18 protein-coding genes and 5 pseudogenes are annotated in these 22,820 nt (G+C 60.6%); 7 read left to right on the top strand and 16 right to left on the bottom strand.

The features are described from left to right. Window positions 1-543: 543 nt before the first annotated feature. The 6 genes from KHO23_RS34325 to KHO23_RS34300 form a co-directional block, all read right to left on the bottom strand. Complete coding sequence (locus KHO23_RS34325) at window positions 544-1,251, bottom strand: substrate-binding domain-containing protein (protein ID WP_236067097.1); 708 nt, start codon at window positions 1,249-1,251, stop codon at window positions 544-546. Window positions 1,252-1,264: 13 nt separating this feature from the next. Continuing rightward, a complete protein-coding gene (gene ligK, locus KHO23_RS34320) occupies window positions 1,265-1,948 on the bottom strand; it encodes a 4-carboxy-4-hydroxy-2-oxoadipate aldolase/oxaloacetate decarboxylase (RefSeq protein WP_211617456.1) in 684 nt (227 codons plus the stop codon). 2 nt (window positions 1,949-1,950) lie between these two features. Next, complete coding sequence (locus tag KHO23_RS34315; protein ID WP_211617454.1) at window positions 1,951-2,976, bottom strand: amidohydrolase family protein; 1,026 nt, start codon at window positions 2,974-2,976, stop codon at window positions 1,951-1,953. A 101-nt stretch (window positions 2,977-3,077) separates the two neighbouring features. Beyond that, entirely contained in the window at window positions 3,078-4,118 is a 1,041-nt protein-coding gene (locus KHO23_RS34310) for a porin (protein ID WP_211617462.1), read from the bottom strand. A 168-nt stretch (window positions 4,119-4,286) separates the two neighbouring features. Next, window positions 4,287-5,588, bottom strand: a complete 1,302-nt coding sequence (locus KHO23_RS34305) for a dicarboxylate/amino acid:cation symporter (protein ID WP_211617452.1) — start codon at window positions 5,586-5,588, stop codon at window positions 4,287-4,289. 170 nt (window positions 5,589-5,758) lie between these two features. Beyond that, on the bottom strand, window positions 5,759-6,622 hold the full coding sequence (locus KHO23_RS34300) for an amidohydrolase family protein (RefSeq protein ID WP_211617450.1): 864 nt from the start codon (window positions 6,620-6,622) through the stop codon (window positions 5,759-5,761). A gap of 131 nt (window positions 6,623-6,753) precedes the next feature. Between KHO23_RS34300 and KHO23_RS34295 the strand changes: the two genes are divergently transcribed. The 5 genes and pseudogenes from KHO23_RS34295 to KHO23_RS34275 form a co-directional block, all read left to right on the top strand. Further along, window positions 6,754-7,677 carry a LysR family transcriptional regulator gene (locus KHO23_RS34295; RefSeq protein WP_211617447.1) on the top strand — a complete coding sequence of 308 codons (924 nt, stop codon included), beginning with the start codon at window positions 6,754-6,756 and terminating at the stop codon, window positions 7,675-7,677. A gap of 28 nt (window positions 7,678-7,705) precedes the next feature. Next, a complete protein-coding gene (locus tag KHO23_RS34290; protein ID WP_236067095.1) occupies window positions 7,706-8,077 on the top strand; it encodes a helix-turn-helix domain-containing protein in 372 nt (123 codons plus the stop codon). Between the two features lie 101 nt (window positions 8,078-8,178). Next, the gene (locus KHO23_RS34285) at window positions 8,179-9,081 is read left to right on the top strand and encodes an NAD(P)-dependent oxidoreductase (protein WP_211617443.1); all 903 of its coding nucleotides are present in this window, start codon (window positions 8,179-8,181) and stop codon (window positions 9,079-9,081) included. A 136-nt stretch (window positions 9,082-9,217) separates the two neighbouring features. Beyond that, a pseudogene (locus KHO23_RS34280) lies at window positions 9,218-9,480 on the top strand (tyrosine-type recombinase/integrase); the annotation flags it as partial. Between the two features lie 65 nt (window positions 9,481-9,545). Beyond that, a pseudogene (locus tag KHO23_RS34275) lies at window positions 9,546-9,773 on the top strand (argininosuccinate synthase); the annotation flags it as partial. Between the two features lie 505 nt (window positions 9,774-10,278). On the opposite strand, the gene KHO23_RS35305 reads toward KHO23_RS34275, so the two are convergent. The 10 genes and pseudogenes from KHO23_RS35305 to KHO23_RS34225 all read right to left on the bottom strand — a co-directional run. Then, a complete protein-coding gene (locus KHO23_RS35305) occupies window positions 10,279-10,581 on the bottom strand; it encodes a hypothetical protein (RefSeq protein ID WP_236067094.1) in 303 nt (100 codons plus the stop codon). 1,457 nt (window positions 10,582-12,038) lie between these two features. Next, a complete protein-coding gene (locus KHO23_RS34265; protein ID WP_211617441.1) occupies window positions 12,039-12,176 on the bottom strand; it encodes a hypothetical protein in 138 nt (45 codons plus the stop codon). Between the two features lie 258 nt (window positions 12,177-12,434). Next, window positions 12,435-12,773 (bottom strand): DUF3579 domain-containing protein, encoded by a 339-nt coding sequence (locus KHO23_RS34260; RefSeq protein ID WP_211617439.1) that lies wholly within the window; start codon window positions 12,771-12,773, stop codon window positions 12,435-12,437. Continuing rightward, window positions 12,770-14,395, bottom strand: a complete 1,626-nt coding sequence (locus KHO23_RS34255) for a methyl-accepting chemotaxis protein (RefSeq protein WP_211617437.1) — start codon at window positions 14,393-14,395, stop codon at window positions 12,770-12,772. Before KHO23_RS34255 ends, KHO23_RS34260 begins: the two co-directional genes overlap by 4 nt. 114 nt (window positions 14,396-14,509) lie before the next feature. Beyond that, window positions 14,510-15,640, bottom strand: coding sequence for a porin (locus KHO23_RS34250; RefSeq protein ID WP_321207536.1), 1,131 nt, complete (start codon window positions 15,638-15,640; stop codon window positions 14,510-14,512). 193 nt (window positions 15,641-15,833) lie between these two features. Then, a complete protein-coding gene (locus KHO23_RS34245) occupies window positions 15,834-16,508 on the bottom strand; it encodes a response regulator (RefSeq protein WP_211617435.1) in 675 nt (224 codons plus the stop codon). 425 nt (window positions 16,509-16,933) lie between these two features. Then, window positions 16,934-17,794, bottom strand: a complete 861-nt coding sequence (locus tag KHO23_RS34240) for an ABC transporter permease (protein WP_211617433.1) — start codon at window positions 17,792-17,794, stop codon at window positions 16,934-16,936. Window positions 17,795-17,833: 39 nt separating this feature from the next. Continuing rightward, complete coding sequence (locus tag KHO23_RS34235) at window positions 17,834-18,631, bottom strand: ABC transporter ATP-binding protein (RefSeq protein WP_211617431.1); 798 nt, start codon at window positions 18,629-18,631, stop codon at window positions 17,834-17,836. 99 nt (window positions 18,632-18,730) lie between these two features. Next, window positions 18,731-19,744, bottom strand: a complete 1,014-nt coding sequence (locus KHO23_RS34230; RefSeq protein WP_200567990.1) for an ABC transporter substrate-binding protein — start codon at window positions 19,742-19,744, stop codon at window positions 18,731-18,733. A gap of 1,835 nt (window positions 19,745-21,579) precedes the next feature. After that, window positions 21,580-21,738, bottom strand: a pseudogene (locus KHO23_RS34225) (integrase); the annotation flags it as partial. A gap of 22 nt (window positions 21,739-21,760) precedes the next feature. Between KHO23_RS34225 and KHO23_RS34220 the strand changes: the two are divergent. Together KHO23_RS34220 and KHO23_RS34215 are read left to right on the top strand one after the other, a co-directional pair. After that, window positions 21,761-21,928: pseudogene (locus tag KHO23_RS34220) on the top strand (tyrosine-type recombinase/integrase); the annotation flags it as partial. Beyond that, window positions 21,925-22,710 (top strand): annotated as a pseudogene (locus tag KHO23_RS34215) (DUF4158 domain-containing protein); the annotation flags it as partial. The pseudogenes KHO23_RS34220 and KHO23_RS34215, both read left to right, overlap by 4 nt. Window positions 22,711-22,820: the final 110 nt, after the last annotated feature.

Below are 22,820 nucleotides of genomic sequence, written 5' to 3'. Positions count from 1 at the left end.
GATTCCATTACCACGTTGCGTATCCTGCTTGGACTACGGCTCATGCAACGATGGCACTCTTCCTGTGCGGGAATAGATTGCACGAGCATTTATATGACACAGTAAGATTAGCGAGGCGTCCCTTTGCGCCTCCATGCTCGTGAACCGCCACATCGACAAGCCAACGATGCCGAAAATCAGCACAAGCAGCAACGCAGTTGAAATCCAGAGTTTGGTGGCGAGTTTCATGCAACCTTGATCTATGAGTTATCGCAATGGGGGCAACAGCGTTTAAACAGGCCCGCTCGTCAGGTGCCGGCCGGATTGCAGGGACGACTCACGGGCTGGAACGGGCAAACAGATGCAATCGATATACCGCTCCAGGCCGACGCATGGATGGCCCGCGATACGCCGAGCGGCTGTCAGTTGACCGTTCGACGAAATGATTCATCCCGGGACACAACGTCAAGATGAAGCTTCCCGCGCGCACTTAGCCACGACATGTGCCCGGTGATATGCGCCGTGGTCGCACGCACGGGAGGTTTAAGCAAGGTCCGTCGTCTGTCATGCCGGCTCCATGCCGTGACGAAGCTTGGCGGAGGCGGCCGCGGGGGAGCCCAGAAATGAGAGCAATGCCCTCGAGGCATCTCTTTGTCGGGATGCCGTGCATATGGCAGCCGAAAAGGTAGTGATGATCTGCACTTCGGGAGGCAAAGAGCCGATGACATCGATGCCCGGCACGTGTATCAACTCGCTCAATTGCTGGAAACCGAGCTCGACATCCCCCCGTGCGACGAGCGCGCCCACCGGAATACCGGGAGGCGCCTGCACGATGCGCGGCGCAATGGTCTCGGCGATGCCCCAGCGTTCGAACAGGCGGCTCAGGTGCGAGCCGCTGGGCCCGGTCGAATAGCCGATACTGCGCGCGGCCAGAATGGCGTCGCGCAGCGCGGCCTCAGTGCCGATCTCGGGTTGAGTTGCGCCGGCTGCTACCGCAACCGCCACGCGCGAACGGGCCAGGTCGACCCGACTGACCGGATCGATCCGGCCGGCTGTGGCAAGCCGGTCGATCGCGTCAGCCGCAAGCACGACGATATCGAACGGCTCACCTTCCTGGACGCGCCGGGCAGCGGCGACGCCGCCAACCGACTCGATGACGACCCGCCGCCCCGATAGCCGCCCGTATTCTTCGACCAGTTCGACCAGCACCTGGCGCGTGGCCATCGAGGAGACGCCGGTGATCTGCTCACTCATGGTTTGACCGATGGCCATGTTCTTGGCCTTTTCAATCGATATAGCGCAGGCCGGCCTGTTGCAATGGCTCGCGCATGTTGTACATATCCAGGCCGAGCACGCCGGCGCCCAGCTTCGCACGCTTCTCGCCTTCATTGGCTTCGCGCGCGGCTGCCTTGTCGAGCACCTTCTGCGCCAACCCCGCGGGGACCACGACCACACCGTCTTCATCCGCGACGACCACGTCGCCCGGATTCACCAGTGCTCCTGCGCACACGACGGGAATGTTCACCGAACCGAGCGTCGCCTTGACCGTTCCTTTGGCAGAGATCGCCTTGCTCCAGACCGGGAAGTTCATCTCCGCCAGCACGCGCACGTCGCGCACGCCTGCATCGATGATCAAACCCCGGGCGCCGCGCGCCATGAAGCTCGTCGCCAGCAGATCGCCGAAGAAGCCGTCGGTGGAATCGGCCGTGACCGCGGCAACGACGATGTCGCCCGGCTGGATCTGCTCCGCCGCGACGTGCAGCATCCAGTTGTCGCCCGGTTGCAGCAGGACCGTGACGACCGTGCCGCTCGCCTGTGCGCCGCTATAGATCGGACGCATATAGGGCTTCATCAATCCGGTCCGTCCCATCGCTTCGTGTACCGTGGCAGTCCCGAGAGCACCGAGTTTCGCGGCGACGTCGCCGTCTGCCCGCTGAATGTTGCGATACACCACTCCAAGTTCGTACATGATCAATGTCCCTTCGTTTTCAATGCTGCATCCAGACGCGGGTAGACACGTCGAGCGTTGCCCTCGTAAATCTTGTACCGCTCATCTGCATCGATGTGCGCCGCTTCGATGTAACGCTTCGTGTCGTCGAAGTAGTCGCCGGTCTCCGGGTCGATGCCACGCACCGCGCCAATCATCTCGCTGGCAAACAGGATGTTGTCCACCGGAATCACGCGCGTAAGCAGGTCGATGCCCGGCTGGTGATAGACGCAGGTATCGAAGAAGACGTTGTTGAGCAGATGCTCCGTCAGTAGCGGCTTCTTCAGCTCCTGGGCGAGCCCGCGAAAGCGCCCCCAGTGGTACGGCACAGCGCCGCCGCCATGCGGAATCACGAAGCGCAGCGTTGGAAAATCGCGGAACAGGTCCGACGTGAGGCATTGCATGAACGCAGTGGTGTCGGCGTTCAGGTAGTGCGCGCCCGTTGTGTGGAAACACGCATTGCAACTCGTGCTCACGTGAATCATTGCGGGGATGTCGTACTCGACCATCTTCTCGTAGATCGGATACCAGTAGCGATCGGACAGCGGCGGGCTGGTCCAGTGACCGCCCGACGGGTCCGGGTTGAGATTGATCGCCACGTTGCCGTACTGCTCCACGCATTTGACGAGTTCCGGAATGCAGGTGGCGACATCCACGCCGGGGCTTTGCGGAAGCATTGCAGCCGGAATGAAATCATCGGGAAACAACTGGCTCACCCGGTAGCAGAGTTCGTTACAGATGGCGGCCCACGTGCTCGATACTTCGAAGTCGCCAATGTGATGTGCCATGAAGCTCGCACGCGGGCTGAAAATGGTCAGATCGAGGCCGCGTTCGCGCATCAATCGCAACTGGTTGCTTTCGATCGACTCGCGCAACTCGTCGTCGCCGATGTGCAATTCGGACGCCTTCGGCGCCTCGGACGGATTTGTGATGCCAGCAATCTGGCGGTTGCGCCACGTCTCCAGCGCCTTCGGCGCGGTGGTGTAGTGGCCGTGAATGTCGATGATCATCGTCGCTCCAAAAAACTGGTTGAGTTACCGGCGCGGTGGTGCGAACGACATGCGCGCCGACTTCGTTAGCGAGCCTTTTTCGGCTGCAGAGTCGCCTCGCCCTAAAACGTATGCTGCATGCCGACACCGTATGTACTGCCCGACGGATTGGCCGTCAGCTTGTCGTAGGAATAGACCACGTACACATACGTGCGCTTGGACAGAATGTAGTCATATGCAATGGAGCCGGTGTTGCGTACGTTGCTATGGTTCAGCGGTGCGCTCTTCTTCGTACGCGCCCATTCGGCAAGGATCATGTTCGACGGTGACAACGGTATGGAAACCCCTAGCTCATACGTATGCGAACCGGTCTCAACGTCGTTGTTACTGGTCATCTGCGCAGCCCCATAGACCTTGACGATCTTTGCATCGTACGCAGCTCCTGCGAGATACAGATACTGACCGCTCGACGGCGCGACCGCCGCCGCTCGTACACGCTGCGCCGAGAGCACCGCAGTGAGCGGCCCGTTTGCGTACGTCAGATGCAAACCGATGTTGTCCTTCCCCTGTTGACCCGTGGTGCTGCTCACGCCATAGATCGCGGTGCCCGTGAGGCCGCCGTAGCTCGGAGAAACATACTCGATGGCGTTTTGCCAGACTGTGTCGCCGATCTGCGTATTGCTGTAGCTCGCCGTGTACGACTGCACGATCAACGGCGAGAACACAACCGACCCGCCGAACGGATTGACAAATATCTGATTAAAGTAAGTGGGATTGGTCTGCTCTCCGAACTTGAACGTGCCGTATGCACCGGTTAGACCGACATACGCATTGCGGGAGAACAGGCCATCCGTCGTGTTTCTTCCCATCTGCCCCGTGTTCGGTCTGAAAAAACTTTCGAGCGCGAAGAACACCGCATTGCCGCCGCCAATGTCCTCGCGGCCGCGCATGCCCCAGAACGATGTCGTCATCCCGCCGCCGCCTAGCTGTACCGTGCTTGCTCGAGCGGTGCTCAGTTTGGAACTGTCGAGATACATACCGATCAGTCCATACAGCTGAACTGCGGAGCCTGACATCGTCGCCGCGCCGGCGGCTGCCTGCGAATCGTCGGCGTACGCGGTACGTGCGGCGAGGCCGCCGGTCGCGAGCAGCGCGGTGGCCATGCATGCAGCGTTGAGTTTCAAACGCGGGCGGTTCGCGCCTTTCTTTAACGACGTCATGTTTCGTCTCCAAACCAGTTTGTAGTTTTAAGTACGAGTGCTCCCACTGCGTGCGCCAAGGGCACACGCAGACAGCGAAACACACGAAGATCTTTGTCGCCGCCTAGCCGGTCATTCGGTGTGACGGCGTGACATTTCGGCGTTCAGTTTCGAGCGGTCAAGCTCGTGCTCCCAAGCGGACACCACCAGGGTGGCGACTCCATTGCCGATGGTGTTGGCGATCGCGAGTCCCGTTCCCATGAAGCGGTGAATGCCGAGAATCAGCACCATTCCGGACACAGGAATAATCGGGAACACCATCAATGTCGATGTCAGCATCACAAAGGCCGCGCCAGCCACCCCGCTCGCACCTTTCGACGTCAGCATCGCCACGCCAACGAGCGTCAGCTGCTGCGTCAGCGTGAGTTCGATGTTGAAGGCCTGCGCGATGAACAGCACGGCCATCGTCAGGTAGATGTTGGTGCCGTCCAGATTGAATGAATAGCCCGCCGGAATCACGAGACCCACCACTGATTTCGAGCAGCCGAGCCGTTCGAGTTTTTCGAGCATCCGCGGCAGCGCGGCCTCGGACGAACTCGTGCCGAGCACGATCAGGATTTCCTCGCGGATATAGCTCAGGAAGCGCAGGATGCTGAAGCCGAGTAACCGGGAAATGATGCCGAGCACCACCAGCACGAAAAAGGCGAGCGTCAGGTAGAACGTGCCAATCAGCTTGAGCAATGGCAGCACTGCGCCGATCCCATAGGTGCCAATCGTGAACGCAATCGATCCAAATGCGCCGATCGCTGCGACCTTCATGATGATGTGAACGATGCCGAAGAACGTCTGTGCAAACCGGTCGATCATGCGAACCAGTGGCCGGCCATATTCTCCCGTCGCTGCAAGCGCGGCGCCGAACAGCACCGAGATCAGCAAAACCTGCAGCACGTTACCGGTCGAGAATGCGCTGACGACGGTGTCGGGAATGATGTGCATCAGAAACTCGACCGTGTTCTGTTCATGCGCGGCCGTCGTGAATCCGGCGAGCGCTTTGGTATCAATCGTCGCGGGATTCAGATTGAAGCCGGTGCCGGGATGAAACAGATGTCCGGCCACGAGCCCAATGACGAGCGACACCGTCGATACGATTTCGAAATACAGCAACGCCTTGCCGCCGACGCGCCCGACCTTATTGATGTCGCCCATGCCGGCCATGCCGGTGACGACGGTGCAGAAGATAATAGGGCCAATCACCATCTTGACCAGCTTGATGAAGGCGTCGCCCAACGGTTTCATCTGCACGGCGAGCGAAGGCGCGAAATGACCGAGCAGCACGCCGAGCAGGATCGCGAGTAAAACGTGGAAATACAGCGTGCGATAGAAGGGTTTCTTCGCGCTGCGCGCGGGGGGCGTCATGACGGCACTGTCGTTCATGACGCTGCTCCCTGATCAGCCGAATCGGCCGCATTGGCCGCGTGGCGATTCATATCGGTCATCGTTGTCTCCTGATTCGAATGGTGAGCGAAAAGTCGGTCGATTCCGGATTTCCGCCTGACTGCCATTCTTGGTGTGGCAGTTCAAAGTTTGTGAAGCAAACGGCTCGCTCAGAATCCGTAAAGCCGTGCCGGGTTGGTGACGAGCAGTTGTTCGCGCAGCGCCGCGTCCGGGCAGAAGCGGAACAGGAGATCGACCAGTTCGCCGTCGTTTGGCATGTCCTTGCTGATGTTCGGATGCGGCCAGTCGGTACCCCATAGCACGCGGTCGGGGGCGGCTTCAATCAGCGTGCGTGCGAACGGGATCGCATCGTCGAACGGACGGCGGCCTGCGGACACGCGCTCGGCCCCGCACACTTTGACCCAGGCAAGCGGATTGCGCATCAGTTCCAGAAGCTGGCGAAACGGCTGCTGATCGACCCCGGCATCCGCGCGTACACGGCCCATATGGTCGATCACGAATGGCACCTTGATACGTGCAATCCGCTCTGCGTATTGGAGGATGTCCTGTGCATCGAGATGCAGCACGACGTGCCAGCCGAGCCGCTCGATACGTTCGAGTACGCAGTCGAAAACGTCGAGATCGGGCGCACCGCCCAGATGCGCGACGAAATTGAAGCGCACGCCGCGCACGCCGCGCGCGTGCAGGTCAGCCAACTGTTCGTCGGTGACGTCGCCGTCGACAATCGCGACGCCGCAATAGCGTCCATTGCCGCGCGCAATCGCATCCAGCATCGCGGTGTTGTCGGTGCCATGGCAGCTTGCCTGGACGATCACGCCACGGCTCGCGCCGAGAAAATCGTGCAGCGCAACAAGCCGCTCGAACGGCGCGTCGGGCGGCGTATAGCTGCGGTCCGGCGCATACGGAAACATTTCGGCCGGGCCGAACACGTGGCAATGCGCATCGCAGGCGCCGGCGGGCAGACGCTGGGCGGGTTGATTGGGATGGGGGTCGGGCGGCAGGCAGGATTTCATAAGCGTCGTCTCAATGTCAGGCCGAATGGCGCGGCTTTCTATGGGTTGTATGCATTGTGGCCGCGACGATGGATCGATACAATCGCCATATTCAACTAGCTGATATGCGAATTTCACATGAGCCATCGACAATGGACCTGAAGCAGCTTGAGGCATTCGTTCACGTCGCTGAACTCGGCAGCTTTACACGTGCCGCGATTACGCTGGACTCGAACCAGCCCGCCTTGAGTCGGCTGGTGCGGCATCTGGAAGTGGAATTGCGGCATACGCTGCTCGAGCGCACCGGCCGCGGCGTGACGTTGACGCCGGCCGGCCAACGGATGCTCGCGCATGCGAAAGGTATCCTTCAGCAGGTGCAGCGCGCCTCGCAGGATCTGGACGAGTTACACGGCGCACCCGGTGGTCATTTCGGCATCGGCATTACCCCCAGCTTTGCCAGGGTCGCCACGCATGAACTCGTGCGTGGCTTTCGTTCCTCCTTTCCCGGAGCGACTATCTCGGTGGCGCAAGGCTTGTCCACCTATCTGATCGAATGGCTGATGATGGGCCGCATCGACGTCGCGGTCCTGTACGACACATTCGATACGCCGTTGATTGACAAGCGAACCATCTTTACTGAGGAACTGTTTCTGATCGGCCCGGACAGTGGCGAAACACTCACAGAGGCGGTACGCGAGCCCACAACTACGATCACGCTGCGGGAAATCGTGCGCTACCCACTCGTCATCCCCGGTCGCATGCACGCGATCAGACGGATGGTCGAGGCGGCAGCTGCGGAACAGGGCGTAAGATTGCGGATCGAACTGGAGGTCGATGCAGTGACCTCGATTCTCGATCTGGTCAGCGAGGGCATCGGCTATGCGGTGCTATCGCTTAATGCGACTACCAGCGATGCGCTCAAGCGACGCTTCCAGGTGATCCGCATTACCGAGCCGACGCTCTTCAGCCGTCTTGCAATCGCAACCAGTAGCAAGCACGCGCTGTCACAACTTGCCATCCAGGCGATCGCAATGCTCGAGTCGAAAATATTGCCGCTCTACGGCAATGCTCCCTGACCTGGCATTCCGTTGCGCGTTCGCTACCTTGGCCAATTCCACATCCCCGCCCGCCGAGCTTATCAATCTCGCCCAACTGCGTGTGTTCACAATCGTCGTCGAACACGGCAGTGCAAACCGGCCCGCCGCGCTGCTCTTTTGCGCGCAGTCCGCCGTGACGCGCTCCATGCGGGAACTCGAAGAAACGCCCGGCGAACGGCTGCGGGAATGCCGGCCATCGGGCATGCTGCCCACCTCGGCTGTGGGGCTGCTATTCGGCATCGATCGCGTGCTCGCGATCGCCACGTCGACGACCAACGTAATCGGCAACGCTCGTGCTGTCAAAATGGGAGCGCATGTTCGACCAGCAGGAATTCGACACCTACGAGCGGTCGTCAGGCACCGCCAGCCGGATCGGTGACAGTCTGGGCATCCGAACATCCGCGTTGAGGTCGCGACGCAAATCACGGCGCTCCTCCAACTCATATTGTCATTTCCCACCCTCACTCGCAGAGAACCAGCATGGATCAGAATCGCACTCAGCCTATCGGCCGCATCGCAATCATCGGCTTCGGAGAAGTGGGGCCTATCTTCGGTCGCGCATTGACCGCGGCCGGCCATGAAGTATCTATCTTCGACATCAAGCTGCAAGATGCGGCTACGCGCCCGACGATCGTGCAGCGGGCCCACGAATGCAAAGTTCACGTGGCCGACGATCTCCCAGCGGCACTGCGCGATGCGCAACTCATTTTCTCCGCGGTCACCGCTAGCCAGGCGGAAGCGGTCGCCACGGCTTCAGCGGAATATCTGACAAGCGGCCAGACCTTCCTCGATCTCAATTCGGTTTCGCCCGCCGTCAAACAACGCAACTGCCAGCAGGTCGAGCGCAATGGCGCCGACTACGTGGAAGCCGCGGTGATGGCGCCGGTCCCGCCGCAAGGCATACGGGTGCCGATGCTGTTGGGCGGCCGATTCGCTGTACAAACGGCAGACCGTCTCAATGGTTTGGGGATGCGCACGGAAGCCGTGGCGCAGGAAGTCGGCCTCGCGTCAGCCATGAAGCTATGCCGCAGCATCATGATCAAGGGCATGGAGGCGCTATGCGTTCAGTCGATGCTGGCGGCCAGACAGTTCGACGTGGACGGCCGCGTGCTTGCGTCGCTCGCGACAACCTTTCCGGGTGTAGGGTGGGACAAGGGCTACGAAGCGTATCTGATCGGTCGCGTGGTCGAACACGGGCAACGGCGCGCCGAAGAGATGCGCGAAGCAGCGTTAATGCTAGACGGCTTGGGAATGTCGAGTGCCCTCACAAACGCTATCGCCGACGTACAACAGGACCTTGCGACGCGTGCCGCGCCGTTGGTCAAAGCACTGGATCCGAAGGGAAGCCTCCCGGAGTGGAGAAACCTGCTCGGGGCCGCCTGAACCAATCCTGAAGTAGCAAGGCGAACCTGACCCGTGAGGACAGACGGAAGTCGGTCACTTCACTGAGCGTGCGTTCAACCGCGCCGACCTGCATTCCATAGTCGCGGACGGGCAACGCGCATGACGCCGCGTTTGCCTGTGGAACGTGATGCGACGATTTTTTATCGAGCCGCAGATGTCATTGCGACCGGTCAGCCGGCGACCGCCGAGAAGCTGCGACGCGCCAGTCCCCACTGGATGAGGCATACCCATGCCACGCATGCACTGGCGCGCGAAGCAGAACTGACGACCGTGCGAGATAACCCGCGTCACGCCTCAATCGCGACCACTTCGATCTACCTGCAAAGCGATCAGGTCAAGCGTGCAAGCCAGATGGATCCGACCTTTGCCGCGGGATAGTCGAGCCTCGCCAGACGCCGCCGGCAGCTTAACGTGGTTTAAATTCCGTTTTCTGAAGCCGCCCCTACTCGATTCTCAGTACGAGGTCGCCGAACCTGACGTACCAACCCGAGCGTTTGTCGATGGAGAAGGTCGTCTCGACGTTCTCGCCACGCGACCGCATCGGCCAGCTGACGATGCGTAACCTCGACATCACCGACACGCGCGATAAGCTGCGAATCTACTCGAAGATCGGCCTGCTCACGGCGAGCGACGCGTCCGTGCTGCCGCAGCTAAAGGGCCACGACGACTGAGCCGCCTCTTCACATTCCAGGAAGGCCGTTTCCCGATTCGTGCTGGCTCATGACCCGATCCCGGATTTGGCCACCGCAATCCCCCGCCGCCAGCAGCAGGGCACGACACGGCCGCCAGAACAAGTCCGATGTCCGGAATTGACGAGCGCTTCTGTCATGCTCGCCGTGTTCGACAAGTCAATTGCGTTCGCGACGATGAACGCCGGGGCTCGCTGTCGTGTCGTCGCTTCGAGTGCGAGATAGGCTACGGGCGAGCACAGGACAGCGACCGCTTGACTGAGGGATCCGATCCGCCTCCCGCCGAGCCGGTTGACAAATTTATTTCGGATGGCCCAAACCTTTGCCCGGCAAGGCGTTCACCTTCCTTTGGCGATCACATGACCGCAAATTGACATTTTTATTGTCGCAACGTTGACAGATTTAATACGGTCTACGGTTTCCGGGCGAGGTCCCGCATCGCACCTGGTAGTCGCCTCGAGCACCGGACGGTGCGACGCGGCCAGCCTTAGCCTGCGCTCGAGCAAATGATGGTCGGCGCGGTGTAGGGCGACGGATAGCCGGAATCGGGGCCGCTGAAGACGCGCAGGCGCTGGGTCGCGAGGACGTCGGCTTGCGTTTGCTCGCGGCGGGTGAGAGCAGCGGGCGCGGCGCCATTCGGCAGAGGTTCGTTGACGCCGCATGTCAGCATCTTGCCGTCGGCGAGCTGTACCGTCGTTTGATAGGCGTAATCGGGTTGCGCAGCCATGCCGTCGGCCGACCAGAAAGTGACGACGCCGAGCAGTGCGCAGATGAAGTGTCGAATCATCATGAAGGGCTCCTTGTTACTCGTCCTCGTCATTTGACAGCGGCCGATGCTTTCGAGATACGGCATATCCTGAAACTCTCTTTTCCGGAAATGCGCTTTGTTGTACGGAGACGCGAATCCAGGGTATTCATCCCTTTCGTGATGCGACACGTGCCGCCGTCAGCCGCGCATCAAGTGGCACGTAGTAGACGGTAAAGCTCGTTCCTGTTTCGCCGCGCTCTGCGTTCGTGCGAACGGTCACAAGTGCCGCGGCCTGCTGTACGACCGGCGGTTGCCTATTCAGACATGCATAACCGGTACGGGGCGGCTGTGATGTTCTGAAGACAACGTGGTGCCTCTTGACTGACGGCTCACCCCGGCGACACGGAGGAAATCGACACTGCGGAGCCGCCGCGCGGTGTGAGGCGCGAGGCCAGTTCCGCAGGCGCAAACATGTGTGAACTGTTATAAACCTCGTTAGATGAGATGCGCCAAACCGGATGCCAGGCCCAGACCATAAGGTGGGCGGTCGGTTGCTTCAGTCACGCAAGGGGGGACGTTGTCACGAGTGCTGCCTGGGTAAACAGAGGCAGGTGCCAAGCGGACTGACCCGGGAACAGTCGGATCGGAAGGGACGGTCGAAACGTGACCCCGGTTTTACGGATGGTGATCCGGCGGGATCAACTGACCTGAATGGCCAGTCCGCTGCGGTTCGACAGGTCCAGGACGTGTCCGCGGGGTGAACGGCGGTGATGCAAGTTCCGCAGTCAGTTCAAGCCGTATTCAGTTACCTCCTCCAGTTCCAGCAACGAACGCGGCAACTGTGTGCAAATAGCGGCACAGTGGTCCGGCTGGGGGAAACGTTAGATTGGTGCGGAATCTGGCGGTAGTCAGACGCAGAGCCGCTTGCAGCAAGGCTCGGCGGCTGTGCGACTTGTGCGCAATCGGAGGGTGCGCAGGCTATTGATCAATATCGATCTTTCGAAACCAACCGCCAGATTCGCACGGAAAGTACGACAGCCCCGATGCTCAGTTGACAAGCTCGCACCTCACGACGGGCGCCGTGTAGGGGGACGGGTATACCGATTTGGGGCCGCTCAACACGCGCAGGCGCTGAGTGGCTAGCACCTCAGCCTTGCGCTGATCGCTCAGGTCAAGCGTACTGCTTGAGACGCGCGCGGCATCCGCAGGCTCATTCACGGCACACTGCGCCGTTTTACCGTCGGGCAGACGTACGGTTGTCTCGTACGTGTAGTCGGGCTGCGCGGCCAGGCAAGCAGTGCTGCAAACGGTCACTGCAACCAGCGCGATAAGTTTTGCAGGATCATTCACTTTCCTCTCCCCGAAAAACTGTATGATCGTTTGACCCGTTCCCGCTCGGGCCGTTCGGGCCATTTGGGAAAAGGCCGTTCTACAAGGGGGTGGACGAGGCTGCGCGCAAATTTCTGTCATAAACGCCAGGGTTATATCGACGCATAGAACTAATCGGAAACATTGCTGCCGATGTCAATAACCAGATCGCAAATGACCGTGACGCGATGACGACGGGCAACGACAAGAGAATTGCCGGAACAAATCCGCTCAATCTCCGAGAACCGCGCGCCGATATCGAGCGCCACGCTCCTCCAGGCGCTGCGCGTAACGTGTAACGAATAGACCGGGTCTGCAACCCCATCGTGTCTGGCGAGAACGAGCAAAAAACTGCACGCGAGGAAACCGGCGCAAACGCGCCCCATTGCCGTTGAGGCTCATGGCGCATCTCGTCGCCTCTGGCCCGACTATGAGTTGGAACTCCAGTTGCCACGGCGGGTCGCGCTGCGCCGGTTCGACCGGTTGCCGGTCCCACGCGGGGCCGCGTCGCACCGGCAGGGCGCGGATCAGTCGACCGGGACCGGACCCGACCAACGAGCCCCGTCGCTGGACGAGAAACGAACCTCAACCGGCAGATCATTGTCTTCGGCAAACCTGACAACGAAGTCAAAGGCTTCCGGACAAACGCTCCGGAGTTCACCGGACACAATCAGGCATTTCACGCCCTTATCGACGACAGGCATGGCGAGGCGCGTCGAGGCAATATGAATGCCGGGCCGACGCTCCCCGACGAACAGGATGATGACACCCATCAGACGCTCGGCCCAGTCGCCCGGCCGGAAGATTTTCCGGTGGTGCGTGAGGCCACTGATCAGATAGTGTTCGCTTCTGTCGGCTACCGTCATGCGTCGACGGTCGACGGCCCGGACGCCATCCAGTTCTGCCTGCCGGGTTCCACGGCTGACGGCTTGTCTGTTTCAGCCAGCCGGAACACGGCCACCGCATGGTCGAGCGCGCGTGCCTGTTCTTCGAGCGACGCAGCCGCCGCCGCGGCCTGCTCGACCAGTGCGGCGTTCTGCTGGGTCGCGTTATCCATCTGCGTCACGGCGCGATTGATCTGATCGATGCCGCGCGACTGTTCTTCCGAGGCCACACTGATTTCGCTGACGATGGCGGTAACGTTGCGGGCCGCTGTGACGATTTCGGTCATTGTGTCGCCAGCGCGAGCCGCCAGGTCGGCACCGTTCCTCACTTTCGCAACCGAGTCGCCGATCAGCTCCCTGATTTCCTTCGCTGCAGCGGCCGAACGTTGCGCGAGCGCGCGGACCTCGCCCGCGACCACCGCGAATCCACGCCCTTCCTCGCCGGCACGCGCAGCTTCAACGGCTGCATTCAGCGCGAGGATGTTGGTCTGGAACGCGATACCCTCGATCGCGCCAATGATGTCGACAATCCGGTTTGAACTCGATGACATGTCCGCGATTACATCGACAACCTGACCGACGACGTCGCCCCCGCGTGCCGCGACTTCCGACGCGTTTTCAGCGAGCGCCCTGGCCTGCCGCGCGTTGTCGGCGTTTTGCCGGACGGTCGCAGTCAACTCTTCCATGCTCGATGCGGTCTCCTCCAAAGTCGCCGCCTGCTGCTCGGTACGTGTCGACAGATCGCCATTGCCACTCGCGATTTCGCGCGCGCCGTGTGTGATCGCCGCCGTCCCCTGTCGCACCTGCCCCACGGCGGCAGCAAGCCCCGCCTGCATTCGGGCAAGCGCAGCCATCAAACGGCCCATCTCGTTGGCGCGCAGCTTATCGACCGCGCTTGTCAGATCTCCAGCCGCAATTCGCTCGAAATGATGAATTGCCCGATCAATGGGTCGCACGATCGACGCCGCCAACGCGAAACGTGCGAACAGGCCCAGTACGATCGCAGCGGATCCGATCGCGCCGAAGAGCCAGAGCAGCATATGAAAATGCCGTTGCGCTGACGCGAAACTCGCCTTCTGCTGCTCTGCCTGGAAATCCTCCAGCGCGAGTTCGGCGCTCCGGTAGTCACTGAAAAGAGTGTCAGGTGCCTGACGCTGTGTCGTGCGAAAAGACATGAAATCGTTCTGGTCGAGCGCCGCAATTTCAGGCGCAAGTGCCTGCTTCATCAATTGCTCGCGCCTCGCCCGCAGTGCGTCGGCCAGCTTCCTCTCGGCCTCGTTCGAAGGCGGTTGCGCCGCATAACCAGCCAGTTCGCGATCGCTGCTGGTCTGCTCGGCATGCACACGGGCGAGCACTGCGTCGGTCGGTTTGCCCTGCGCGACGAGCGTTTCGTACGCACCGAGATCGACTCGTACCTGCAGAAGCGCGTCACTGCTGGCGGCCAGATGTCGCAACGACGCCGTTTCTTCGCGGTACATCCTGTCGAGCGCCGTATTGGCCGCTTTGAGCCCCGCGATCGACGTTGCGATCACGAGCATCAGCGCTGCTGTATAACCGGCGATAGTGATGGTCAACGCGACCCGGATAGTGGTATTTCTGAACATGGCTGCCTTCCTCGACCCGCTGAGCAGAAAAAAAAGCGGCGGGCGGATACATCCGCCGCCGCAAATTGGAGGAAATCGATCAAAAAGATCTACTGCGAGGAGCTGATGCCAGGATCAGAAGCGGGTGCGGATACCCGTGGCCACTTCGAGCTGGTTGTTGTGGCCGAACGTCGTCGACACCGTGTAGCCGCCATGCAGTTTCATGTAATCGGCGGCCAGATACACCTCGGTGCGCTTCGAAAGATGGTAGAACGTCGACGCGTAGATCGTCTCCTTGTAGCCGTTGTGAACCGTCGTGGCCGTCGTGTCGAACGCGCCGGAATTGGCGTTCGGGATGAAGCCGTCGCTGTTGTAGGCGGCGTTCTTCACGCGCATCTGCTGATAGCCGAGTTCATAGTCGAACGGACCCTTTGGTGCGAGCTTGAAGGACACCGTCCACGCATTGTCCTCCCGATCCGGCAGCGACCCCTGCTTGCCGGTGTAATGGAAGTAGCCGGCGTTGACACGGCCGATGCCGAAACGATAGTCGCCCCCCACCGAGTACGTCTGATCGGTGAAGCCGCCGTTGTTCGTGTGGCTGTAGAAGCCGCCGATGGAGGCCGGCCCAACGTTCCAGCCGAGCACGGCCTGGTAGCCCGAGCCGTTGGCGAACTGCGTCGAGTTGCTGAACTGATAGCCGGCGGCCGCATAGATGCCGTTGCTGAAGAGCTTGCGCCACTGGATGCCGTTCTCGGAACGCGTACCGGTCGGGCCAGCCGCGTAGAAGACCATTTGCTTGAAGTTGTTGGAATTGGTGAAGGCGCCTTCGTTCGTCGAGAACTTCGCGCTGACGTACGGGTCGGCGTAGAGGCCCGCGAAATCCTTCGCGACCGTGTCCTGGAAGCCGGCCGTCACCTGGCCGATCGTAGCGTTCTCGATGCCGACCCAGGAGTCACGGTCGAAGAGCTGGCCCGGATCTTCCATCTGGCCGTTCGCGGCGACGAATTCGCTCTCCAACTTGAAAATGATCTTGTTGCCGCCACCGATGTCTTCCGCGCCCTTCAGACCCCAGCGGCTGCCGCTGAACCACGGCTCGCCGGCGTGGCCCATGCCGATCACGTGCTTGCCGGCTGCGTCGGCATTCGTCGTGTAGGCGAGGGCGCTCAAATCGATGAGGCCATAGAGTTGCACGCTCGACTGGGCGTGCGCGCCGCTCGACGCCAGGGCGCCTGCCGCGACGGCCAGGGTTAGGTACTTTTGCTTCAAGGTCATCTCCTCTGATTACTGCGTTGAAATTTTTTTTCTGGTTGCCCGCTGCAACTGCGATCCGGACATCCGGATGACGGTCCCGTTGAGCCAATGAGCGCCATCCTAGCGATCTCAATCCTTCATGCAGCTTTCCCGTACCATTCGTACAACTAAGTGCATTTACTGATATACGGTACCGATTTGGCACCCGCTACGCCGGATCGCTGCTGCGCAAAATGTAGCCAAGCCCACGCAATGTAATGATCTGCGCACTGGACGAGGCCAGGTGCCTGCGCAAACGGTGAATATAGATGTCGATCGCATCCGCGCTCAGCTCGTCGTCGACACTGAACGCGCTTTCCATCAGGGCTGTCTTCGAGACTGTTTTCCCCTGTCTCAGCATCAGGGCTTCGAGGATGGTGTGCTCACGAGGTCGAAGTGCCAGCGGCTGGTTGTTATGACAGAAATCACGTGTGTCGGGTATGTACTGCAGATCGCCACAAACGAGACAGCCCGACATGGCGCCTGCCTGCCTGCGGATCAGCGCCTTGATCCGCGCCACCAGTTCCCGTGCATCGAATGGCTTGACGACATAGTCGTCGGCGCCCGCGCTAAAACAGTCGACCTTGTCGTCTGTCGAGCCGTTGGCCGTCAGCATCAACACCGGCACCTTGTCGCCGCGGCGGCGCAATCGTGCCAGTACCTCCTTGCCGTCCATCCGTGGCAGCTGGATGTCCAGTAGCACCACGTCGTAGCATTGAGCCGCCAGCAGCCTATCCGCGCTTTCGCCGTCGCCAACGCAATCGATCGCGAAGTTCTCACCGCGCAGCAGATTGACAATCCATTGCGCGAGTTCCGCGTTGTCTTCCACGAGCAGCAGCTTCATCGCTTTTCCTCAATCGCGCGACGCGCGCACGCTGATCGTGGCGGGGACCAATATGCTCAACTTTCTGTACTGGCCCACCGTGCCCGAATGAGAGCGGGCAAACCCGTGGACATTTGCTGACCCGGGTCCGGTGTGCCGGACATCTGTCGCGCCGCGAGGAGTGCGATCGAACCTTCGCGCGCCTCTGCTGGAATACCCGGACCGCTGTTCACAACGCACCTCATGACCTGGCCACCCGAAGGCGACCCGCATGTTTTCGGCACGGCAGCGAACTCGTCAGGGACAGCAGGTCCTCGTCTGCGTCGGTATCGTCATCCGAAGTTCACGCCAACAACAAGGCGATGTGCTTCACCAGACCGGCGGTCTGCGGCGTCGTGCCGTTCTGCTCCCTGAATCCAGCGACAATCATCCCTGCATCGTGACGATCAGAATGCCGCAGGCCGCCACTTCAGCAGACGCTTCTCCAGTGCGGTAAGCAGATAGTCGGCCGTGAGCGCGACCACCGCGAGCACGATCATCGCAGCGAACACGCCACTCGCATTGAATGCGCCTTGCGCCGTCGAGATCAGCAGGCCGATACCCTGCTTCGAACCGAGGAACTCGCCAACTACCGCACCGACCAGCGCGAAACCGAAGCTCACGTGCAGGCTCGCAAGAATCCATGACAGCGCTGATGGAATCACCACTGACGTGGTCAACTGACGTTTCGAGGCACCGAGGATCTGCGCATTCGCAATCATGTAGCGGTCGGCTTCACGCACGCCCTGGAATGCATTGCCGAACACGACGAAGAACACCATCACGACGGCCAGCGCGACTTTCGAGGCCATGCCCAAACCAAGCGCGATAACGAACACCGACCCCAGCACCACGCGCGGAATCGAGTTGGCGATCTGGATGTAAATGCTGAACACGTCGGAGAGCAGCTTGTTGCGACCCAGCACGACGCCACAGACAATGCCACCGACCGCACCGATGAGAAAGCCGATACCGGTTTCTTCGAGCGTGACCCAGACCTGCTGCAGCAGCGGGCCCTGCGAGGTGCCGTTCACGAACCAGTCCACGATCTGCGCAAAGATTGCCGAGGGCATCGAGAAAAAGAACGGATCGATCCATTTATACCGTCCGCCCATTTCCCATCCACCCAGCACGACGACCAGCACCAGTACCCTCAGCGCGATGATCAGAGCACGCCGCTGGCGCAGCCTGCGTTGTGCGATTTTTTCAACAGTTGCCAGCGACGCGCTATCGAAGCCCGCCTGCAATGCGTATTCAGGAGTTGCCATGAATGTTGTTCCGAAGTCAGGTTTATCAGGCGATCCACGTCAGGCGATCTGCACTTCTTCGCGCAGGTCATGCCAGATATCGCGCGAAATTTCGATGAAGCGCGGCTCGTAGCGAACTTCCGACGTGATCCGCGGGCGCGGCAGATCGATCTCATAGACCTTCTTCAACGTCGCGGGTCGCGCGCTCAACACGAACACACGATCAGCCAGCGCGATCGCTTCTTCCAGATCGTGCGTGACGAACACTACCGACCCCGAATTCGCCGACCACAGCTGCAGCAGTTCGTCCTGCATCAACGTGCGGGTCTGCATGTCGAGCGCCGAGAACGGCTCGTCCATCAGCAGGATTTCCGGTTTGTTGATGAAGGTCTGTGCGAGCGCGACGCGCTTGCGCATCCCGCCCGACAACTGATGTGGATAGTGCTTACCGAACTTTTCGAGCCCGACGCGACGCAGCCATTCATTGGCCTCGTCGTGCGCGGCTGATTTCGAGCGGCCACGATACAGCGGCCCCGCCGCGACGTTATCGAGCACGGATCGCCACGGGAAGACCGCATCGGCCTGGAACACGAAGCCGATGCGTGGATCGATGCCGTCTACCGGCGCGCCCATCACGCGCACTTCACCGGTCGTCGGCTTCAGGAGCCCGGTAATCATGCTGAGCGTGGTCGACTTGCCGCAACCGGTCGGTCCGACGATGGCGACGAACTCGCCCTTCGCGACCGCCATGCTGAAGTCGCGCAACGCAATCGTCGCCTTGCCGTCCGGAGAAATGAAACGGCATGAGACCGAGCGGAACTCGATCACCGGGGCGTCCTGGGAAACAACTTGGTTCATCTGTACATCCGTGGAAGTGGCCGGTACCGCGAACGCGGCACCGGAAGCGTAACGAAACCGGTTACGTCAGGCACGTAGACGCAACCGGCAGGCGCTGACTTATTTCGCGCCAACGAACTCGTTGGTGTAGGTTTTCGCCAGCTCAATATGCTTGCCCTTGACCGACGGATTGAAGGCCGACAACACCTTGAGCACAGTCGTCGGTCCATCGGCCGGCATCTTGCCATCCGTCGTGAACATCGGCAGCGAAGCCTTCAGCGCACTCACGTAAAGCGGCTTGTCCTTCTGATAGTCGTCCGGCATCTTTGCGGCGATTTCTTCCGCGCTATGCGTGTGGATGAACTGCATCGTGCGAACGAACGCGTGCGCGAGCTTCGCTGCTTCAGCCTTGTGCGAATCGGCCCATGCCGCCTGCACATAGAGGCTCGACGCCGGGTAGGTGCCGCCCAACGCCGCCTTCGTGCCTTCGACCGAGCGCATGTCGACCAGCACCTTGGCGTCACCGGACTTCAGCAATGCGGACACGGTGGGCTCCGTCGTCATGCCCGCGTCGATACGGCTCTGCTTGATCGCCGCGATGAAGCTGGCGTCAGCGCCGACCGGCAGCATTGTGTATTCCGTCGACTGGATGCCGTGCTGGCCGGCGAGGTATTGCGTGAGAAAACTGGTTGATGATCCGAGACCGGTGACGCCAAGCGTCTTGCCCTTCACGTCGGCCATCGATTTGACTGTGTCGGCGGCCTTGGTCGAAACCATTTCCACTTCACCCGGCACCTGTCCGAACACGACAATCGCCTTGACGTCCTTGCCTTTGGTTTGCAGATCGATCGTATGGTCATAGAAGCCGACGACAGCCTGGACCGCGCCCGCGAGCAGTTCGTTTTCCGCATCAACGCCGGCCGGCTGCGACAGCAGTTCGACGTCAAGTCCTTCGTCCTTGAAATAGCCGAGCTGTTCGGTCAGGCGCGCGGGCAGGTAGATCAGCTTCGTGATGCCGCCGACCATGATCGTGATCTTCCCGCTGTCGGCGGCGGTCGCGTGCTGCGACGCAAGGCCGAACAGCAGGCTGGAAGCAATGGCGATCTGGCGCAACGTGCGAAAGCTAGGGGTCATCGATAGTCTCCATTATTGTCCGGCGCGGCGGAATGCCGCCCGTCTGCATCGATGGAGGCAATTCTAGGGGAACGAATCCTTCTGCCGACTTACACGGGGATGGGTTTTTCATACGGGATTTCCATGAGGGCCAGACGCGTTGCTATTCAAAAACGTCCCTTCCTGCTTCGATGACTTTCAAGGACGCAACAAACGACAGCGTCCCCGCCGCCGTCCGAAAACTGGCTAAACAACGCTCATTGCAGCGCGGCGCGTTGTCACGTTCCGGGTAGGTCAGAGGCTCAAAGCGCGGATCGAAACCGATGGCAAACAGCGACGCGGCGACTTACCGTCTCCTGGCGTGAAGCGGACGTGCTCCGTGCTCCCCAGTCAGGCAACCTCAATGAGCCGTCGCACGGGGGTCGACTGACGTTGAGTCGTCCGGCTCTGTTCGGAAGGGTGGGAACTGCCGCCGCTGCGGACATAACTATGCATTTTTAACGGAAACGGGTCTGACAAATGAATTCCGCATGTTTACCGTGTTGGCGATGACGACGCCTTCACGCTCCTGTGACCCGAGTTTTTGTGTCGACACTTTTTCACCGATGCATCGCTTGATGCGTGAGATCTGCGCTCCAGAGGCGTGCGCTTCCCTGTTGCGTTACTAACCCGTCGACGTAACAGCCGGCACCCGTCGTTGCGGATGCAGCAGGGTAGCGGGTTAACACCCATGATTTGGCGGCGGCACAGAAAGCTTGCAGAAGGTGTCCGGTTTCTATAATCGGCTTCAATCATCCAGAAAGCGCCGCGCATTTAAAATGCGGCGTCACCCCATATGCGTTGCCAGAGGTTTATCAACCATGCGGCAGCAGCGGAGGAACAGTGGGTGGACGGATGCTACGTCCCGGCGATGTGTTGCGTAGCGTCGGAATCACTGCGTGGCGCAGGCCTGCAATTCGCATCATTTGTGGAAGCAGCGATGAAAGATACCGAAATGGAGCGGTGGCCACTTGCGGCCCTCGTGTGTGTCTGTCTTGGCGGTCTGATGTTGAAGGCATGCGTGTTTGGGCAATGCGCGCCCACTCCTGCTGGCTTGGCAGCTCCTGCATGCGGCGACTTTCTGGTCTTTCTCGGTGGCGTTGGAAGTGCCGGACTCCTTTGTAGCAAGCTCTTCGGTCCGGCCAGGGTTGGGAGCACTCTTTTTTGGGTCTTCCTGGCGGGGATCATCGGCGCTGCGCTCCTGTTTTGCAGCGGGGCGTGAAGGAAGACATGTACATAGCGCGAATCATTAATCGACGCAGGAGGTGTCGATGACCGACGTCAGAATGTCGTTGCGTGCGGCCATCGACAAATGGGTGGGACGTACGGCAGCGTATCCCATTTTGGTCGTCCGACATGGTCATGCACGATCGAGGCGCTACGTGCATGTCGAACTCTCACGATCGCAGGCGGCGCACGTAATCTTCTTTTTTCGTCACGATAACGGCAACTGGAATGTCTTCCCACCAGACACTCGGCGCCCTACGATGAACAATTTGCAGTATGGGCTACGTGACGGGTGATGACGTCCAGATGGGCTTCGCATCCATAGACGATCTGTCGCATGAGCGCCGACGCCACCAGCAGGATCCACGGATCAGATCAAAGGCCGGCGCTCACTGGAACGCTTCGCTGCAATGCACCACGGCCGTCAACCGCAAAGAAACATCTGCGCAAACCAGTTCACACACCTCAACGCCCCCATCTGCGCCGGCGGAGCAACTCGCGGTCCAGCCCCGCTTCTGGGGGGCGCTTCAGAATTCGGAAAACAAAGCGCGCCAGGTCGTCGGAGCTTCCGTCTGACGGACGCTCCGAGGCTATCGCGCGGCGAAGGCCTGAGTCATCTGACGTGCCCGCTTGACCTCGTCACTTTGCAGGTAGATAGAGGTGGTCGCGATCGAGGCGTGACGCAGGTTATCCCGAACCGTCGTCAGTTCCGCGCCACGGGCCAGCGCATGAGTGGCATGGGTGTGGCGCTTATATCGCTGGGTACATAAGCGTCACACGCACGCAACACACGCGCTGGCCAACGGCGCGACGCTGACCACCGTACGCGACAACCTGCGTCACGCGTCGATCACAACCACGTCGATCTACCTGGACGACGACGAGGTCCAGCGTACGCGGCAGATCGGGCGGATCTTCGCGAGACGGCCACCAGCATGAGCACCGTCCACGAGACCATCTACCCTGTCCTGCCCGCCGAACCGGGCACGGCGGAACTGAAAGCGGCGTTCACCCCGACCGCCGCGGAAATCCGCTTTGTGCGTCGGCAATCCCGGCAGGAAGCTACCGCCATGCTGATCATGGTCCAGATGAAACTGCTGCAGCGTCTCGGCTACTTCCCGATGCTCTCGGACGTGCCGCCGGGCAGCACCGATCACATCCGGACCGCGATGCGAGCCCGGGCGTTGCCCCGGACGGCGATTGCGCGGTACGACATATCTGGAACTCGCATCCGGCACCAGAAGCTGCTGCGCGCCTGGCTCGACATCCGGCCGTTCGACGCGGACGAGACGGCGTGGCTCGCCGATCTCGCGTCGGGGGAGGCAAGGACCAAAGTCGAGCTGCCCGACATCATCAACGTGCTGGTCGAGGAACTGGTCCGCCGCCGTTACGAACTACCGCCACTGTCGACGCTTCAGCGCATCGCCACGCAGGCGCGCAACGACCTCAATGAAACGATCTGGACGACGATCTCCCGCGCACTGGATGCGGCCATGATCGAAAGGATCGATGGGCTCCTCGTCATCATGGTCGGCAAGTCGGGCTGGGACGATCTGAAGCAGGAGCCGAAGAGGCCAGCTGCGCGGGCGATCTCGAGCTTCCTCAAACATATCAACGGGATCAGGAAACTGGCGGAAGGCTTGCCGGCACCGCCCGCGATCCTGTCGGTCAGCAAGCGAGCACAGCTAGCCACTGAAGCGCGGGCGCTCGATGTCGCGGAACGGCATTGTCACGTTGGCTGAGCGACGGCGCAAATCTACTGAGGACGCGTATTTGCTCAGACGGCTGACGGATTCTGGGTGAGTTCGGTGAAACGATGCCATGCGTCAAA

The organism is Paraburkholderia haematera, assembly GCF_905220975.1.
GTDB lineage: Bacteria > Pseudomonadota > Gammaproteobacteria > Burkholderiales > Burkholderiaceae > Paraburkholderia > Paraburkholderia haematera.
This window is presented reverse-complemented; position numbering and strand designations above follow the sequence as displayed.

Coding starts and splice junctions, on each gene's coding strand:
- KHO23_RS34325 (WP_236067097.1), bottom strand. CDS start 1,251: ATGGCCATCGGTCAAACCATGAGTGAGCAGATCACCGGCGTCTCCTCG.
- ligK (WP_211617456.1), bottom strand. CDS start 1,948: ATGTACGAACTTGGAGTGGTGTATCGCAACATTCAGCGGGCAGACGGC.
- KHO23_RS34315 (WP_211617454.1), bottom strand. CDS start 2,976: ATGATCATCGACATTCACGGCCACTACACCACCGCGCCGAAGGCGCTG.
- KHO23_RS34310 (WP_211617462.1), bottom strand. CDS start 4,118: ATGGCCACCGCGCTGCTCGCGACCGGCGGCCTCGCCGCACGTACCGCG.
- KHO23_RS34305 (WP_211617452.1), bottom strand. CDS start 5,588: ATGAACGACAGTGCCGTCATGACGCCCCCCGCGCGCAGCGCGAAGAAA.
- KHO23_RS34300 (WP_211617450.1), bottom strand. CDS start 6,622: ATGAAATCCTGCCTGCCGCCCGACCCCCATCCCAATCAACCCGCCCAG.
- KHO23_RS34295 (WP_211617447.1), top strand. CDS start 6,754: ATGGACCTGAAGCAGCTTGAGGCATTCGTTCACGTCGCTGAACTCGGC.
- KHO23_RS34285 (WP_211617443.1), top strand. CDS start 8,179: ATGGATCAGAATCGCACTCAGCCTATCGGCCGCATCGCAATCATCGGC.
- KHO23_RS35305 (WP_236067094.1), bottom strand. CDS start 10,581: ATGATGATTCGACACTTCATCTGCGCACTGCTCGGCGTCGTCACTTTC.
- KHO23_RS34260 (WP_211617439.1), bottom strand. CDS start 12,773: ATGACGGTAGCCGACAGAAGCGAACACTATCTGATCAGTGGCCTCACG.
- KHO23_RS34255 (WP_211617437.1), bottom strand. CDS start 14,395: ATGTTCAGAAATACCACTATCCGGGTCGCGTTGACCATCACTATCGCC.
- KHO23_RS34245 (WP_211617435.1), bottom strand. CDS start 16,508: ATGAAGCTGCTGCTCGTGGAAGACAACGCGGAACTCGCGCAATGGATT.
- KHO23_RS34240 (WP_211617433.1), bottom strand. CDS start 17,794: ATGGCAACTCCTGAATACGCATTGCAGGCGGGCTTCGATAGCGCGTCG.
- KHO23_RS34235 (WP_211617431.1), bottom strand. CDS start 18,631: ATGAACCAAGTTGTTTCCCAGGACGCCCCGGTGATCGAGTTCCGCTCG.
- KHO23_RS34230 (WP_200567990.1), bottom strand. CDS start 19,744: ATGACCCCTAGCTTTCGCACGTTGCGCCAGATCGCCATTGCTTCCAGC.